Source organism: Methylobacterium sp. E-045 (genome assembly GCF_022829685.1).
Classification (GTDB): Bacteria; Pseudomonadota; Alphaproteobacteria; order Rhizobiales; family Beijerinckiaceae; genus Methylobacterium.
The window spans coordinates 204052-217703 of the sequence record NZ_JAKSYE010000054.1 but is presented as its reverse complement, the minus strand read 5'-3'; the positions used below and the strand labels follow the sequence as shown (position 1 = coordinate 217703).

The 13652-nt window shown below is 66.7% G+C and carries 16 protein-coding genes; 5 read left to right on the top strand and 11 right to left on the bottom strand.

All coding sequences use genetic code 11. From position 1 onward, the window contains the following. Positions 1–56: 56 nt before the first annotated feature. From MKK51_RS06890 to upp, 4 genes are all read right to left on the bottom strand, one after another. Positions 57–1556, bottom strand: a complete 1500-nt coding sequence (locus MKK51_RS06890; RefSeq protein WP_243975876.1) for a calcium-binding protein — start codon at positions 1554–1556, stop codon at positions 57–59. A gap of 221 nt (positions 1557–1777) precedes the next feature. After that, positions 1778–2080: a hypothetical protein gene (locus MKK51_RS06885; RefSeq protein WP_243975874.1), complete on the bottom strand. Its 303-nt coding sequence runs from the start codon at positions 2078–2080 to the stop codon at positions 1778–1780. Positions 2081–2250: 170 nt separating this feature from the next. Then, positions 2251–3267 (bottom strand): NAD(P)H-quinone oxidoreductase, encoded by a 1017-nt coding sequence (locus MKK51_RS06880; protein ID WP_243975872.1) that lies wholly within the window; start codon positions 3265–3267, stop codon positions 2251–2253. An 85-nt stretch (positions 3268–3352) separates the two neighbouring features. Next, complete coding sequence (gene upp, locus MKK51_RS06875; RefSeq protein ID WP_243975870.1) at positions 3353–4015, bottom strand: uracil phosphoribosyltransferase; 663 nt, start codon at positions 4013–4015, stop codon at positions 3353–3355. A 215-nt stretch (positions 4016–4230) separates the two neighbouring features. Here upp and MKK51_RS06870 point away from each other — a divergent pair, with 215 nt between their 5' ends. Continuing rightward, positions 4231–4560 carry a hypothetical protein gene (locus tag MKK51_RS06870; RefSeq protein ID WP_243975868.1) on the top strand — a complete coding sequence of 110 codons (330 nt, stop codon included), beginning with the start codon at positions 4231–4233 and terminating at the stop codon, positions 4558–4560. Positions 4561–4578: 18 nt separating this feature from the next. Here the strand turns inward: MKK51_RS06870 and MKK51_RS06865 are convergent, their stop codons facing one another. Next, positions 4579–5034 carry a DUF2852 domain-containing protein gene (locus tag MKK51_RS06865; protein ID WP_243975866.1) on the bottom strand — a complete coding sequence of 152 codons (456 nt, stop codon included), beginning with the start codon at positions 5032–5034 and terminating at the stop codon, positions 4579–4581. Positions 5035–5117: 83 nt separating this feature from the next. Next, the gene (locus MKK51_RS06860; protein ID WP_243975864.1) at positions 5118–5750 is read right to left on the bottom strand and encodes a TetR/AcrR family transcriptional regulator; all 633 of its coding nucleotides are present in this window, start codon (positions 5748–5750) and stop codon (positions 5118–5120) included. Positions 5751–5946: 196 nt separating this feature from the next. On the opposite strand from MKK51_RS06860, the gene zigA reads away from it, so the two are divergent. Together zigA and MKK51_RS06850 are read left to right on the top strand one after the other, a co-directional pair. Continuing rightward, positions 5947–7167 (top strand): zinc metallochaperone GTPase ZigA, encoded by a 1221-nt coding sequence (gene zigA, locus MKK51_RS06855; protein ID WP_243975863.1) that lies wholly within the window; start codon positions 5947–5949, stop codon positions 7165–7167. Continuing rightward, on the top strand, positions 7167–7481 hold the full coding sequence (locus MKK51_RS06850; protein ID WP_243975861.1) for a hypothetical protein: 315 nt from the start codon (positions 7167–7169) through the stop codon (positions 7479–7481). Before zigA ends, MKK51_RS06850 begins: the two co-directional genes overlap by 1 nt. Here the strand turns inward: MKK51_RS06850 and MKK51_RS06845 are convergent. The 3 genes from MKK51_RS06845 to MKK51_RS06835 form a co-directional block, all read right to left on the bottom strand. Beyond that, on the bottom strand, positions 7471–7662 hold the full coding sequence (locus MKK51_RS06845) for a DUF1192 domain-containing protein (RefSeq protein WP_243975859.1): 192 nt from the start codon (positions 7660–7662) through the stop codon (positions 7471–7473). The genes MKK51_RS06850 and MKK51_RS06845 overlap by 11 nt on opposite strands. A gap of 29 nt (positions 7663–7691) precedes the next feature. Beyond that, positions 7692–8606 (bottom strand): alpha/beta hydrolase, encoded by a 915-nt coding sequence (locus tag MKK51_RS06840; RefSeq protein ID WP_243975857.1) that lies wholly within the window; start codon positions 8604–8606, stop codon positions 7692–7694. A gap of 81 nt (positions 8607–8687) precedes the next feature. Next, positions 8688–9554, bottom strand: coding sequence for a lytic transglycosylase domain-containing protein (locus MKK51_RS06835; RefSeq protein ID WP_243975856.1), 867 nt, complete (start codon positions 9552–9554; stop codon positions 8688–8690). A gap of 112 nt (positions 9555–9666) precedes the next feature. Here MKK51_RS06835 and MKK51_RS06830 point away from each other — a divergent pair, with 112 nt between their 5' ends. Both MKK51_RS06830 and MKK51_RS06825 read left to right on the top strand, forming a co-directional pair. Beyond that, positions 9667–11295 carry an ABC transporter ATP-binding protein gene (locus MKK51_RS06830; RefSeq protein WP_243975855.1) on the top strand — a complete coding sequence of 543 codons (1629 nt, stop codon included), beginning with the start codon at positions 9667–9669 and terminating at the stop codon, positions 11293–11295. Between the two features lie 14 nt (positions 11296–11309). Then, positions 11310–12530 carry a phosphopentomutase gene (locus MKK51_RS06825; RefSeq protein ID WP_243975854.1) on the top strand — a complete coding sequence of 407 codons (1221 nt, stop codon included), beginning with the start codon at positions 11310–11312 and terminating at the stop codon, positions 12528–12530. 33 nt (positions 12531–12563) lie between these two features. On the opposite strand, the gene MKK51_RS06820 is transcribed toward MKK51_RS06825, so the two are convergent. Next, entirely contained in the window at positions 12564–12989 is a 426-nt protein-coding gene (locus tag MKK51_RS06820; RefSeq protein ID WP_243975853.1) for an acyl-CoA thioesterase, read from the bottom strand. Between the two features lie 128 nt (positions 12990–13117). Beyond that, the gene (locus tag MKK51_RS06815; protein ID WP_243975852.1) at positions 13118–13645 is read right to left on the bottom strand and encodes a hypothetical protein; all 528 of its coding nucleotides are present in this window, start codon (positions 13643–13645) and stop codon (positions 13118–13120) included. Positions 13646–13652 lie beyond the last annotated feature (7 nt).

The following is a 13652-nucleotide window of genomic DNA, read 5'->3' as shown; positions in this document are numbered from 1 at the left end:
TCCTGAACGACCCCCCAATCGGGGGATCGTCGAAGGGGCATCCTGGCGAAACTCCGTCAGACGAAGAAACTGGAATTGACCTCGCTCGCCGCGATGTAATCCAGAATGAGCGTGCCGCCGCCCGACAGGGTCAGGACGGCGTTGCCGTCGGAATTCTGGCTCAGGGAATAGGTCTGGCCGGACAGGTCGATGCGGTCGCCTTGGGATTGCTGGAAATCGTAGATCAGGTCGCGGCCGGATTCCGTTCTGAAGACGAAACGGTCAGCGCCCGCGCCGCCGGTGAGGTGATCGGTCCCCTTGCCTCCGACGAGAATGTCGTCACCGCCACGCGCGTTGATCCGGTCGTCGCCGCCCCCGCCCCGCATGACGTTGCTGGCTCCGTTGCCCCAGAGGAAATTGTCGAGGGTATTGCCGCTGACGTTGATGGCGTTCGGTCCCTGCAGGACCACATCCTCGATATGGCTCCCGGAAATGGCGAAGGAGACCTCGGTCAGAACCCGGTCATGCCCGTCATCTCGCCCCTCGACGGCGCGGTCGCCACGGTTGTCCACCGTGTAGATGTCGTCGCCGGCACCGCCCACCATCAGGTCGGCACCTTCCCCGCCGTTGATCGAATCGTTGCCCTCGCCGGATTTGAGCGTGTCGTTTCCCGCCATCCCGAAGATCGTATCGCTCCAGATCGTCCCGTGGAGGGTCTCGGATGCGGTGGTACCGTTGATCATGTTCAGGCCGTCATCGGTCAGCCGATAGATGGTGACGGCCTCGGGGTTGGCCTTCGACTGATACTCGGTCCAGTGCGCCGCGATCTTGTCCAGGCCGTTATCGACGACCTCCATCGGTCCGTTCTGATTGTGACTCGACACGACCGTGAAGCTATGGGGACCACCGTCCCACCAATGCAGCCGAACCACGTCGCCAGGCTGAAGCTCGGATTGCCAATCGGCATTCTCGGCGGTTCCGCGATAGGCGATGCGCCAATATCCGCCCTCGACGTTCTGGGAGGGCAGGCCGTAGGAATGGTTCGGTAGCGGGGCGCCGGCGGACGATGCGATCGTGTCGGCGATGAAGTAACAATCGTTGCCGTTGGGCACATCGTGCTCGGCAGCCGCCAATGCGCGTGCGGCCTTGACGATGTCGGAGGGGTTCACCACGCCGTCATAGGCATCCTGGCCCTTCAGTTCCCCCGGGACGGTCTGAAGACGAAGATCCTGGTATTGTCCGGCGGCGGTCTTCACCGCGATGTCGACATTCGCGTAGATGAGATTGCCGGCTTTCAGCGAATAATCGTCGAGTTGGCTCTGGTTGAAGATCGTATAGGTCTTGTCGGCTTCGAGAACTTTTCCATGGCGCAGCACGGTCGTGGCCGACGGCGCATCGGGATTCCAGTAGCTGAACGGCGTGTAGCCTGGCGTGGTCGCGTAGGAAATCTGGAGCTTGGTGAATTCGGATACGGCTTCCTTGCCGTATGCCTGTTCGAGCAGCGCTCGCAGGCCGATCGTGGCTCCAGGATCGCCGAAGAAGGGGACGGGCAGGCTAGCGGGCGTGTAGGTAATCATCGGCAGGTCTCGAAGGCATCGAACAGACGCCGAGAACTATGCGGATGAAATCCTAACGGAGATTGACTGCAACCAGCCGCATCGGCCGAGCCGAAACAGGTTTTTGGTCGCCGAATACCGATGTCGACGCCATCGGCATTGAGAAAGATGCCACGGTACCGCTCACGGGATGTATCCCCTGGCGCCACCGCGGCATGGTGTACCCTAAGCTTGGGTGACGCTTACTTCTGATTGCCGTTTGCCGCGGGCTTGGCGGGGGCCGGATAGGCCGGGTTCCCGGCCGGAACGTTACCCGTGTTCGAGGAGGACGTCCCATTGCCGGCGCCGGTGACCGAACCCGTCACCTCGCCCCGGGAGGCATCCTGGCTCTTGGACGCGTAATCCTTCGGCGAATTGGCACCCTGCCAGGTCATCAAGCCCGTGATGGCGATGGCCAAGAGGAAGAGGCTTCCGAGCAGCACGTATAGAACCGGCTTGCCTCTCTTGCCCTGACGTGCGTCCTGGCCTTCAAGTCGTTCTGCCATGGGTTACCTTTCGAAGCTCGGCCAGGGGCGGCCGTGATGTTCAATTCGAGACGCTGACGTCTCATCTGGTGAATTGAACGCGACGGCCGAGCCCCCTGTTCCGAGTCGATCGGCTTTGGTGGCGACATCTCACGGAAATGCCGCAAGACGACCCGCGGGGGACCGCCGGTTCAGCGCCCGGTCGTCAGCATGATCTTTCCGAGATGCGCGCTCGATTCCATCAGCGCATGAGCCTCGGACGCTTTGTCCAAGGGGAAGGTGGCGTGGATGATCGGCTTCATCCGGCCGTCGGCGAGGAGGGGCCAGATGTCCCGGCGCAGGCCCTCGGCGATGGCCGCCTTCTCCGCCTTGGGGCGTGCCCGCAGGGTCGCTCCGGTGAAGGTCAGGCGTTTCATCATGATCGGCGTCATGCTGAAGCTCTCGACCTTGTAGCCCTGCATGAAGGCGATCTGGACGAGGCGTCCCTCGATCGCCAGGGAGGCGAGATTACGGGCGAGGTAGGGGGCGCCCACCATGTCGAGGATGACGTCGACACCCTTGCCCTCGGTGAGACGCTTGATCTCCTCCGCGAAATCCGCGTCCCGGTAGTTGATCGCCACGTCGGCGCCGAGTTCCTCGCAGAACGCGCATTTCTCGGCCGAACCGGCGGTGGCGAAGACCCGCGCGCCGTGGAGCTTGGCCATCTGGATCGCCGTCGAGCCGATTCCGCTCGATCCGCCATGGACGAGGAAGCTTTCTCCGGGCTTGAGGCGTCCGCGCTCGATGACGTTGCTGTAGACGGTGAAATAGGTCTCCGGCAGGCCGGCCGCCTCGATCAGCGAGAGCGGGGCCGGGCGCGGCAGGCATTGCCCGGTCTCTGCCACGGCGAATTCCGCATAGCCGCCGCTGATCGTCAGGGCGCAGACTTCATCGCCGATGGCGAACCCCTCCGCCCCCTCACCGAGGGCCGCGATCCGTCCCGCAACTTCGAGGCCCGGGATTTCGGTAGCTCCCTTCGGCGGCGGATACTTGCCCTCGCGCTGCTGGATATCGGGCCGGTTCACGCCGGCCGACACCACTTCGATGAGCACCTGGCCAGGGGCGGGCTGGGGCAGCGGTACCGTCTCGAGGGTCAGGACATCCGGCCCACCTGCTTCCGCGAACCGGATCTGGCGCATGGTCTCGGGCAGGTCTGGGCTTGACGTCATCGCATCACATCTCCGGTTGGCGTGACCCGTCATGTGCGGCCGGAGGGCGGGTTGGCAAGGGAGGAGTTGATCGGTGAGGCGTCACTCAGCGTGTGCCGTACATCCGATCGCCGGCATCCCCGAGGCCGGGCACGATGTAGCCGTGGTCGTTGAGGTGACTGTCGATGGAGGCGGTCCAGACCGGCACGTCGGGATGCGTCGCCTGGAGTTTGGCGACGCCTTCCGGTGCGGCGAGAAGGCAGACGAAGCGCAGGTCGCGCGCTCCGCGCTGCTTCAGGAGGTCGATGGCAGCAATGGCGGAATTGGCCGTGGCCAGCATCGGGTCGAGGACGAGGACGGTGCGGTCGACGAGGTCGGAGGGCGCCTTGAAGTAATACTCGACCGCTTCCAGCGTCTCGGGGTCGCGATAGAGCCCGACATGGGCCACACGTGCCGAGGGCACCAGCGACAGCATGCCATCGAGGAAGCCGACGCCGGCGCGCAGGATCGGCGCCAGGACCAGCTTCTTGCCGGCGATCTGCGGTGCCTCCATCGCTTGTATCGGCGTCTCGATCGTCACCCGCTCGAGGGGAAGGTCGCGGGTGACCTCATAGGCGAGGAGCATTCCGATCTCGTTGAGGATTTGGCGGAAGCCCTTGGTGGACCGTTCCTTCTGACGGAGCAGGGTCAGCTTGTGCTGGACCAGGGGATGGTCGACCACCGTGACCGCCGCACGGCCCTCCGCGCCGAGACTGCCCGTATTGCCCATTGCCTTCCCTCCCCCGAGACCGGTCCGTCACGCCACGACCGGCACGGAACCGCCCCCATGCAGTTGCCGGACTAACGCCCTTATGGCCCCCCGGCGGATGAAAATCCGATAAAGACGCGTGACTTTAACGGGGGCGTGCAGGCGTCCCGGTCGTCGGCACGAAACAAATGGGGCTGTCCGGATCCTCGGTGAAACTTATCCGAAACGGCACGCCCATGAGCAAGTCTGCCCGGAACGATAGAATCCGCTACCGCGCCACATTCCTCACTTCGCTTGGGACATCCCTCGTCATGGTGGTGGGCATCTTCCTGTCGGAGATGCGGCTCTACGAGGGATATGACCACCGCCTGCCACGCTCCGAGACGTGGCGTGTCTCGCTGCGACTCCTCCGGACGGAACCCGGGGCCGTCAGCGTGACTACGCCGAACCTCGGCTTCATGCCTGCATTTCATCGCCTTGCCCCACCCGAAGAACCTTCAGGATTGGTCGATCTGCCGGACGAACGAAAAAGGGCTCCCGGCATCGTTGCCGGAAGCCCTCCGTGACCCCGGATGGGGGATCGGTCAGACGCTCTGCGTCGGACCCGTGTTGCCGCGCTTGGCCATGAACGCATCGAACTGCTCGCGGTCCTTGGCACGCTTCAGTTCTTCCACGAACTCGGCGAAGGCCTTGCTCTCTTCCTGCAGCGCCTTGCGCTGGGCGTCGAGGCGGTCGAGCTCCGATCGGCGGTAATCGTCGAAGGCGAGGTTGCCGGTGCCGCGCAGGTCAGCGGCCTCGAAGGCCTGGGCGAAGCGCGACTTGCGCATGCCCGCCTGCCAATCGGCCCCACGACCGACCATACCGCGCAGTTCGGACAGGGCCGGATAACCCGCCACCTTCCAGGCGATGTAGGCGGCCGCCAGCGGCCACCAATAGATGAACGCGACGACGACGGCGCCGATCTCGAACGAGCGGCGGGGAAACGGGCCGCTGCGGCAGGCTTTGCCGGTGGCCCAGGGAGAGGTCGAGGAAAAGCTCACGGCTCACAGCTCCAATGTTAATGTGAACCACATTTACTTGCTGATGCGACGTGGGGGTTTCAAGGGCCGTTTGTTCATGACCGTCAGGCCGAAGGTCGTGGGCGTCCGGCGCCATGGACGAGGGCGAGCACGCCCGCACGGAGCAGTTCGTACTTGTCGGGCATTCCCGGCCCCTTCGGGAGATGGGCCGATGCCGAGAGCGTGGCCAGCCCATGCGACAGCGCCCAGACTTCCAGGGCGACGAACCGCGGCTCGACCCCGCCGAATCCATCGGGAAAGGTGGATTTCAGCGCTTCGAGCAGAAGATCGAAGGGGCTCGGCCTCGGCGGAACGTCGGACGCCGCCATCGGGGCGCCCCGCGTCTCGAAGATCGCGGCATAATAGCCGGGTTCCTCTTCGGCGAAGGCGAGATAGGCCTCCCCCATCCGGGTGAAGCGCTCGAGAGGCGTCCCGCGCGAGGTCAGGGCGCGGGCAAGCCGCTCGGCGAGATCGGTGAAGCCACGGCCGGCCACCTCTTCCAGCAGAGCTTCGCGTCCCCGGAAATGGCGATAGAGCGCCGCCGGGGTCACACCGACGAGGCGCGCCGCATCCACCAGGGTGAAGCCGCCCACGCCGCGCTCGGCGATGAACCGGCGTGCCGCTTCGATCAGCGCCTCCTTGAGGTTGCCGTGATGGTAGCTGCGCCGGTCTCCCGGTCCTTCTCGCCAGGGTCGCACTGGATTCCATCCTCGGGCGATCGCCGGCCTACGGCTGCGCGTCTGCCGTGACTCCACCGGGATGCGCCCTCCCCTAACACGCCGAGCGCGCTTTTCGACCCTTCTCCGTCAACCGGTGGACAGAGATTTTCGAACGGCGATTGACAGGACCGACCTCATAAAATGTAATAGTATTACATTACATAACGGATGTCCGATGAGTCAGCGTGATCCCCGTCTCCCCGTTACTGTCCTTTCCGGCTTCCTCGGTGCCGGCAAGACGACCCTGCTGAACCATATCCTCAACAACCGCGAGGGACGCCGCGTCGCCGTGATCGTCAACGACATGAGCGAGGTGAATATCGACGCCGCCCTGATCCGCGACGGCGGCGCCAACCTCTCCCGCACCGACGAACGGCTGGTGGAGATGACCAATGGCTGCATCTGCTGCACGCTCCGGGACGACCTCCTGGCCGAGGTCCGGACGCTCTCGGAGGAGGGACGGTTCGATTATCTCCTGATCGAAGGCACCGGCATCGCCGAGCCCTTGCCGGTGGCGAGCACCTTCTCGTTCCGCGATGAGGACGGCGCGGCGCTCAATGACGTCGCCCGGCTCGACACCATGGTCACCGTCGTCGATGCGGTGAGCCTCCTGCGCGACTACGGGTCGGCGGCGTTCCTGCGTGACCGGGGTGAGATCGCGGGCGAGGACGATGCCCGGACCCTCGTCGACCTGCTGGTGGAGCAGATCGAGTTCGCCGATGTCGTCGTCATCAACAAGGCCGGTGATGTCGGTGCGGATCACCTCGCCCTGGTCCGCTCGGTGATACGCGGGCTCAACGCCGATGCCCGCATCGTCGAGGCCGCCTATGGCCGCGTCCCCCTCGATCAGGTCCTGCATACGCGCCTGTTCAGCGAGGAGAAGGCGCAGGAACACCCGCTTTGGTTCAAGGAGCTCTACGGCGCCGCGCAGCATGTGCCCGAGACCGAGGAATACGGGATCGGCTCGTTCGTCTACCGGGCCCGTCGTCCCTTCGCGCCCGCGGCTTTCGACGCCTTCACCAAGGCGACATGGCCGGGCCTGATCCGCGCGAAGGGGCATTTCTGGCTGGCGACGCGGCCGGACTGGGTCGGCGAATTCTCCCTCGCCGGTTCCATCGCGCGGGTGTCGCCGATGGGGGCGTGGTGGGCCTGCGTGCCGAAGGCCCGCTGGCCGGAGGATGCGGAATGGCGCATCCATCTGTCCCGGAACTGGAGCGAAGCCTGGGGCGACCGGCGCCAGGAACTGGTCTTCATCGGCACGGACCTTGATCGCGCGGCGATCACCGCCGCACTCGACGCTTGCCTGATCGGTTCCGAGGATGTGACGCGGTTCGATCCGGCGCCCTACCGCTCCCTGCCCGATCCGTTTCCCGCCTGGCAGCGTGCCGCCGCCTGATGGCGTTCTTTTCCCTGAAGGATGCCCGCGCCCGCTCGGCCGCGCGTTCGGCCGATGCGGCCAGGCTCAAGGGCGAGCTTCGCCTCGGCATGCGTCTTGGCGAGGATGACGTCCTCGCCGTCAACGAGATCGCCTGCGCCGAGCCTGGCTGTGCCGATCGCGAGACCATCGTTCTGGTGATGCGGGCGGGCGAGCCGACGCGAGCCTTGCGGATCGCGCGCGGGATGGATGCGATCGAGGCCGACGATATCGACCGGCTGGGGGCGGAGGAGGATTCCCTGAGGCGGGAGGGCGCGACGTCGCCTACAGCTTGAAGATCGAGGTGGCCCGGTCCATCGCGGTCATCTTGCCCGATTTCGCCGTCTCCAGCCGCTCGATCTCGGCCCGCAGCAGGGCAATCCGCGCGGCGATCTCGTCGAGGGAGAGAGTGTCGAGGCTCTCGCCGATCGTATGGGAGACCGGTCGCCTGGGCCGGTCGGTGTCGTCGTCGCGCATGGCGTATTCCCCTGTCGTCCGATGCTCGCCTAACGGTCCCACCGCGAGACGGAGCGAACGTGCTGCTGAGTGCCGGCATATTGCTTGAGGAAGGTCGTCGTCTCCGACAGTTCCGGCGCCTTCGAGCGGAAGGTGACCGAGAGGGCGAGCAGCGTGTCGGCGTGATCGAGGCCGGGATAGATCCGCTCCTGCACCGGAACGCGTACCGCGCGTAGCCGCGCCGCGAGGCTCTGCGTGTTGCTCGGGCGGACAATGGTGTCGTTGTCGCCCGTGGCGAGGAAGGCGGGCGGCGAATGAGGGCCGGCGAAGGTGATCGGCTGCGTCTCCGCCGGATCCGGGGCCTGTCCGAAGACGTCCCGCGACGTATCTTGGTCGAAAGGATGGAAGTCATACGGTCCGGACAGACCGGCGACGGCCCGGATCACCTTCGGGTCGACGCCGGCCTTGCGCAGGTAACGCGGATCGAGCCCGAGCATCAGGGCATTGTAGGCCCCGGCCGAGTGGCCGGCGAGCACGATGCGGCGCGGGTCGCCACCATATTCGGAAATGTTGTCGCGGACCCAGGCGACGGCGGCGGCGCCGTCATTGAGGAAGTCGGGGAACCGCACCTCCGGGTAGACCCGGTAATCGGGAATGACGGTGACGAAACCCTGTGCCGCCAGGGCCTGACCCACGAACTCATAATCGTCCTTTGTGCCGGATTTCCACGAGCCGCCATAGAAGAAGACCAGGACTGGCGCATCCGCCGCGCCGCCGGCGGGCGTGAACACATCGAGACGCTGGCGCGGATGGGTGCCGAAGGCGGCGCTCTTCTGGGCGAGCCGTCCGCCCTGGTCGCGTGGGCCGATGGCATCGAAGAGGGCGAGGGGCGAACAGGCCGTGACCCCGAAGGCGGCCAGGGCGAGGCAGGCGAGAGTGGCGAAGGCGGCGAAAGCGCGGGTCATGCATCTCTCAAACGGGGAACGAGAACCCGAATGACACGCGCCGCACGGCGGATTCATGACCGGAAGAAGGGTTTTTCGGATTCAGGTGCGCAGCACGATGCAGGCGCCCCCGACCTTGCGGATACGGCCGCACAGGATGTCACCCGCCGCCCGGCTTTCGGCCGGAATGCGGATCCGGTAGAAGGCGCGCGTGCCGCGGTTTCGCAGGCGCGTCCCGATGATCATCGGCCGGACCTCGCCGATCACGCCGGCATAGAGTTTCCGGGTGCGGGCGAAGCTCTGGAGGGCGAGGGACTTCGAGAAATTGCCCGCAAGCTGAATACCCCAGGGGGCGGCAGGCCCCTCGTTGCCGCCGAGGGCGAAGCGATCGCCGCGTGAGGGGATCCGCAACGCGGCGGTGACCTGGAGGCAGGTTTTCGGCGCTTCCGCCTTGGGGGCTTCGGTCTCTCCCTCCGCTCCGTCGACGGCGGCGCCTCCGCGCCAATCCTCCGCGGGCGCGCCCGTGATCGCCATCACATAGGCACGCGTCTCGGCGGGCAGGCCGCCCGTTCCGGCGAGCCAGCCCGAGACCCGGCCGGCGCCGCCGTTATAGGCAGCCGCCGCAAGGCCGAGATTGCCGAACTGGCGGTTGAGATCGGCCAGAAGATGCGCAGCGTGAGGAATGGCCTGTTCCGGGTCGAACGGGTCGGTCAGTCCGCGCTCCCGTGCCGTGCCCGGCATGAATTGCGCAACACCCTGCGCGCCTACAGGGCTCACGGCCGTGACGCGAAAACTGCTTTCCCGCCAGATCAGCCGCGTCAGGAACGGCACCGGCAGGCCGCGCACCTTCGCGGCATCCTCGATGAGGCGGCAGAGCGCCTGCTCCACGGTTTCCGTGGCCACCTCGGCCGAGGCCGGCGCGGCGGCCAGGAGACAACAGAGGAGGATCAGGCTGCGGAGAGATGTCACGGGGCGTTTGTACTGGGGTCTGGCGGCGGATCAATCACCGTTCGCCGATCCCACGGCGCCGCGCTATAAGAAGCGCGATCCCCGTCTCCGTGGACCCGGTACCATCGCCTCGATGACTGACACGCTGCTCGACGTACAGGACCTATCGGTCGCGTTCCGCTCGCAGGAGCGCGAGACCCTGGCGGTGGACCGCGTGAGCTTCACGCTTTGCAAGGGCGAGACGGTGGCCCTGGTGGGCGAGTCCGGATCGGGCAAGTCGGTGACGGCCCTGTCGATCCTGCGTCTTCTCGACGGCGGCGCCGTCCATCCCGGCGGTCGCATCCTGTTCAAGGGACGGGACATCCTGTCCCTGCCCGAGCCCGAATTGCGCAAGATCCGCGGCGCCGACATCACCATGGTGTTCCAGGAGCCGATGACCTCGCTCAATCCGCTGCACACGATCCAGCGGCAGATCGGCGAAGTTCTGGAGATCCATCGCGGCCTGTCCGGGCGCAAGGCTCGCGCCCGCATCCTCGAACTCCTCGAACTCGTCGGTGTCCGCGATGCCGAACGGCGCATGGGCGCCTATCCGCATGAACTGTCCGGTGGCCAGCGCCAGCGCGTCATGATCGCCATGGCGCTCGCCTGCGAACCGGATCTGCTGGTGGCTGACGAACCGACGACCGCCCTCGACGTCACCGTCCAGGCGCAGATCCTCACCCTGCTCGCCGACCTTCAGAAGCGCCTCGGCATGTCGATGCTGTTCATCACCCACGATCTCGGCATCGTGCAGCGCATCGCCTCGCGGGTCTGCGTGATGCTCGCCGGCCGCATCGTCGAAGCCGGCCCGGTGGCGGACATCTTCGCCCGCCCGAAACACGAGTATACTCAGCGCCTGCTCGCCTCCGAGCCGAAGGGTCGCGCGAACCCAGTGGCGGACGATGCCCCGCGCCTGCTGGAAGCCGGTCCGCTCAAAGTATGGTTCCCGGTCCGCGAAGGGCTCCTCCGCCGCACGACCTTCCACGTGAAGGCGGTGGACGGCGTGTCCCTCGCCGTCCGCGAGGGAGAGACGATCGGGATCGTCGGGGAATCCGGTTCGGGCAAGACCACTCTGGGCCTCGCGCTCCTGCGCCTCACCGGTTGCGAGGGGCCGATCGTCTTCCTCGGCCAGTCCATTGCCGGGCTCGGGCCTGGGGCGATGCGGCCCTTCCGCCGCGACATGCAGGTCGTCTTTCAGGATCCCTACGGTTCGCTCTCGCCGCGCATGACGGTGGCCGACATCGTCGCCGAGGGCCTCGTGGTGCAGGGAGCGGTGAAGTCGCGCACGGAGCGGCGTGCCGTGGTCGCCAAGGCGCTCACCGATGTGGGGCTCGATCCGGCCACCATGGACCGCTACCCGCACGAATTCTCCGGCGGCCAGCGCCAGCGCATCGCCATCGCCCGCGCCATGGTGCTGAAACCCCGCTTCGTCGTCCTCGACGAGCCGACCTCGGCCCTCGACCGGTCGGTACAGGCGCAGATCGTCACCCTGCTCCGCGACCTGCAGAAGGAGCGCAAGCTCGCCTATCTCTTCATCAGCCACGACCTCAAGGTGGTGCGCGCGTTGGCGAACTACGTCCTCGTCATGCAGAACGGCAAGGTGGTGGAGGAAGGGCCGGCGGAGGCGATCTTCGCCCGGCCGCAGACGGACTATACGAAGGCCCTGTTTGCCGCCGCCTTCGATCTAAACAGTGCCACCACCGAAGACGTGGTTCCGGCGTAGGCACGACGAGATCCATGGCGCGCGTCCTCCTCATCGTCCTCGATTCGGTCGGTATCGGCGGAGGGCCGGATGCCGCCCGCTACGGTGACGAGGGCTCGGACACGCTCGGCCACATCGCGGATTCCTGCGCTGCCGGGTCGGGGGACCGCGAGGGCCTAAGAAGCGGGGCGCTCGCGCTGCCAAACCTGACGCGCCTCGGCCTCGGCCTCGCCGCGGCAGGGGCGAGCGGCCGCATCCCACCCGGCCTCGAGCCCATGGGCCCGGTGCGCGGGGCCTACGGCCACGCCATCGAAACCGCGCCCGGCAAGGACACCCCCTCCGGACATTGGGAGATCGCCGGCGCGCCCGTCACCGAGGTATGGGGCTACTTTCCCGACACGGTGCCGGCCTTCCCCGCTGCCCTCACCCGGACACTCATCGAACGGGGCGGACTTCCCGGCCTCCTCGGGAATTGCCACGCCGCCGGCATGTCGATCATCGAGCGTCACGGGGCCGAACATGCCCGGACGGGCAAGCCGATCTGCTACACCTCGGCCGACAGCGTCTTCCAGATCGCCGCGCACGAGGAGACGTTCGGGCTCGACCGCCTCTACGAGCTGTGCCGCGTCGCCCGCGACATCTGCGATTTCTACCGCATCGGTCGGGTCATCGCCCGCCCCTTCGTCGGCTCCGATAAGGCCGGTTTCCGGCGCACCGCGAACCGCAAGGATTTCGCCACGCAGCCGCCGGGCGAGACGCTGCTCGACCGACTGAGCGATCAGGGGCGCTCCGTCGTCAGCGTCGGCAAGATCGGCGACATCTTCGCCCACCGCGCCACAGGCCGCGAGATCAAACCGGCCGGCAACGCCGCCTGCCTCGACGCGGCCCTCGCCGCGTTCCGCACCCTCCCCGACGGCGGCCTCGTCTTCTTGAACCTGGTGGATTTCGACACGGAATACGGCCACCGTCGCGACGTGCCCGGCTACGCCGCCGAGCTGGAGCGCTTCGACGCGCGCGTACCCGAGATCCATGCGGTGCTCGAGGAGGGCGATGTCTGCATCGTCACCGCCGACCATGGCAACGACCCGACGTGGCGAGGGACCGAGCATACCCGTGAGCAGGTGCCCATCCTCGCCTTCGGTCCCGGCGTCGCGGCGCGCGCACTCGGGCGAAGGGAGACCTTCGCGGATATCGGCGCCGCCATCGCCCGCCATCTCGGCGTCGGCGAAGTGAAGCGCGGTACGTCGTGGTGGTGAGACGTTCCCGCTCGATCCGGGCGGGACCGAACCTCACACCTCCCAGCTCTCCTCCACCTCCGGCGGGATCGGTCTCGGACGGCGGTCGCTGCCGATGGCGACGAAGGTGAAGAGACCTTCCGTCACCTTCATGGTGGTCTCGCCCTCGCGCTCTCGGCGCCAGACCTCGACCTGGATGCGAAGCGAGGTGCGGCCGACCTTTACGATCCAGGCATAGATGCTGACCTCATCGCCCACGATGACCGGGCGATGGAAGGTCATGGCATCCACCGAGATCGTGGCGCAGCGGCCCCGCGCCCGCCGCGCGGCCACGTTACCCGCCGCCAGATCCATCTGGCCCATCAGCCAGCCGCCGAAAATGTCCCCGGCCGGATTGGTGTCCGCGGGCATCGCGATGGTTCGCACCACGGGAGAGCCGCGGTCGGTGGGCTGTCGCGTCTCGGAAACATCGGTCGACATGGGGTGGTGCGGTCTCGCGTTATCGCTGGCTGGCCGATGCAGGCTGCACGCCGCCTGTGTCTTCCTGTCACATCCGGCATGCTGAGAACAGGTGAGCCGCTCGTGGAGTCGCAGGGGGCGTCATGGTGTCATTGCTGCACGGACTGCCGCATTCCGGTTTGCGTGGAAGAGGGCGGACGCCTGCGCAGCATCACCGCCCCGCCCACCAGCAGGGCGAGGCAAAGCAGGGCGTAGGGCAAGGCCAACAGCAGCAGAAAGAAGCCGGCGCTCGCCTCGCCACCGCCGGCGCCACCGGGATTCCGGTCGAAGAGCCAGCCCAGGACACCCGTGATCGCCAGGAGGACGATCCCGTTCATCAGGATCGCGCTTCCGACGGCGAGGCAGCCCCAGCCCATGCGTCGTCGCTCATCGGCCACGCGGGCAAGGAGGAGCGTCACGACGATCACCACGGTGGCCTGAAGACCGATGGCGAGGAAGGGCAGCACGTCTACAGCGGGTCCCGGCCAGGTTATGGCGGCATCCCGCATTCCAGGGGCGGGCCGGACCATCATACCGACGAGGGCGCTCAGCGCGGGAAAGATCACCCCGCCGATCGCCCAGCCCATGAACAGGCCGAAGACGCCGCTGATGATCCATCGCCGGGTGTTCGGAGTCATGCCATCG

Excerpts from the sequence above, each read along its gene's own strand:
- zigA (WP_243975863.1), top strand. The coding sequence starts at position 5,947 with ATGAGTCAGCGTGATCCCCGTCTCCCCGTTACTGTCCTTTCCGGCTTC.
- MKK51_RS06850 (WP_243975861.1), top strand. The coding sequence starts at position 7,167 with ATGGCGTTCTTTTCCCTGAAGGATGCCCGCGCCCGCTCGGCCGCGCGT.
- MKK51_RS06890 (WP_243975876.1), bottom strand. The coding sequence starts at position 1,556 with ATGATTACCTACACGCCCGCTAGCCTGCCCGTCCCCTTCTTCGGCGAT.
- MKK51_RS06880 (WP_243975872.1), bottom strand. The coding sequence starts at position 3,267 with ATGACGTCAAGCCCAGACCTGCCCGAGACCATGCGCCAGATCCGGTTC.
- MKK51_RS06830 (WP_243975855.1), top strand. The coding sequence starts at position 9,667 with ATGACTGACACGCTGCTCGACGTACAGGACCTATCGGTCGCGTTCCGC.
- upp (WP_243975870.1), bottom strand. The coding sequence starts at position 4,015 with ATGGGCAATACGGGCAGTCTCGGCGCGGAGGGCCGTGCGGCGGTCACG.
- MKK51_RS06845 (WP_243975859.1), bottom strand. The coding sequence starts at position 7,662 with ATGCGCGACGACGACACCGACCGGCCCAGGCGACCGGTCTCCCATACG.
- MKK51_RS06885 (WP_243975874.1), bottom strand. The coding sequence starts at position 2,080 with ATGGCAGAACGACTTGAAGGCCAGGACGCACGTCAGGGCAAGAGAGGC.
- MKK51_RS06825 (WP_243975854.1), top strand. The coding sequence starts at position 11,310 with ATGGCGCGCGTCCTCCTCATCGTCCTCGATTCGGTCGGTATCGGCGGA.
- MKK51_RS06870 (WP_243975868.1), top strand. The coding sequence starts at position 4,231 with ATGAGCAAGTCTGCCCGGAACGATAGAATCCGCTACCGCGCCACATTC.
- MKK51_RS06815 (WP_243975852.1), bottom strand. The coding sequence starts at position 13,645 with ATGACTCCGAACACCCGGCGATGGATCATCAGCGGCGTCTTCGGCCTG.
- MKK51_RS06820 (WP_243975853.1), bottom strand. The coding sequence starts at position 12,989 with ATGTCGACCGATGTTTCCGAGACGCGACAGCCCACCGACCGCGGCTCT.
- MKK51_RS06840 (WP_243975857.1), bottom strand. The coding sequence starts at position 8,606 with ATGACCCGCGCTTTCGCCGCCTTCGCCACTCTCGCCTGCCTCGCCCTG.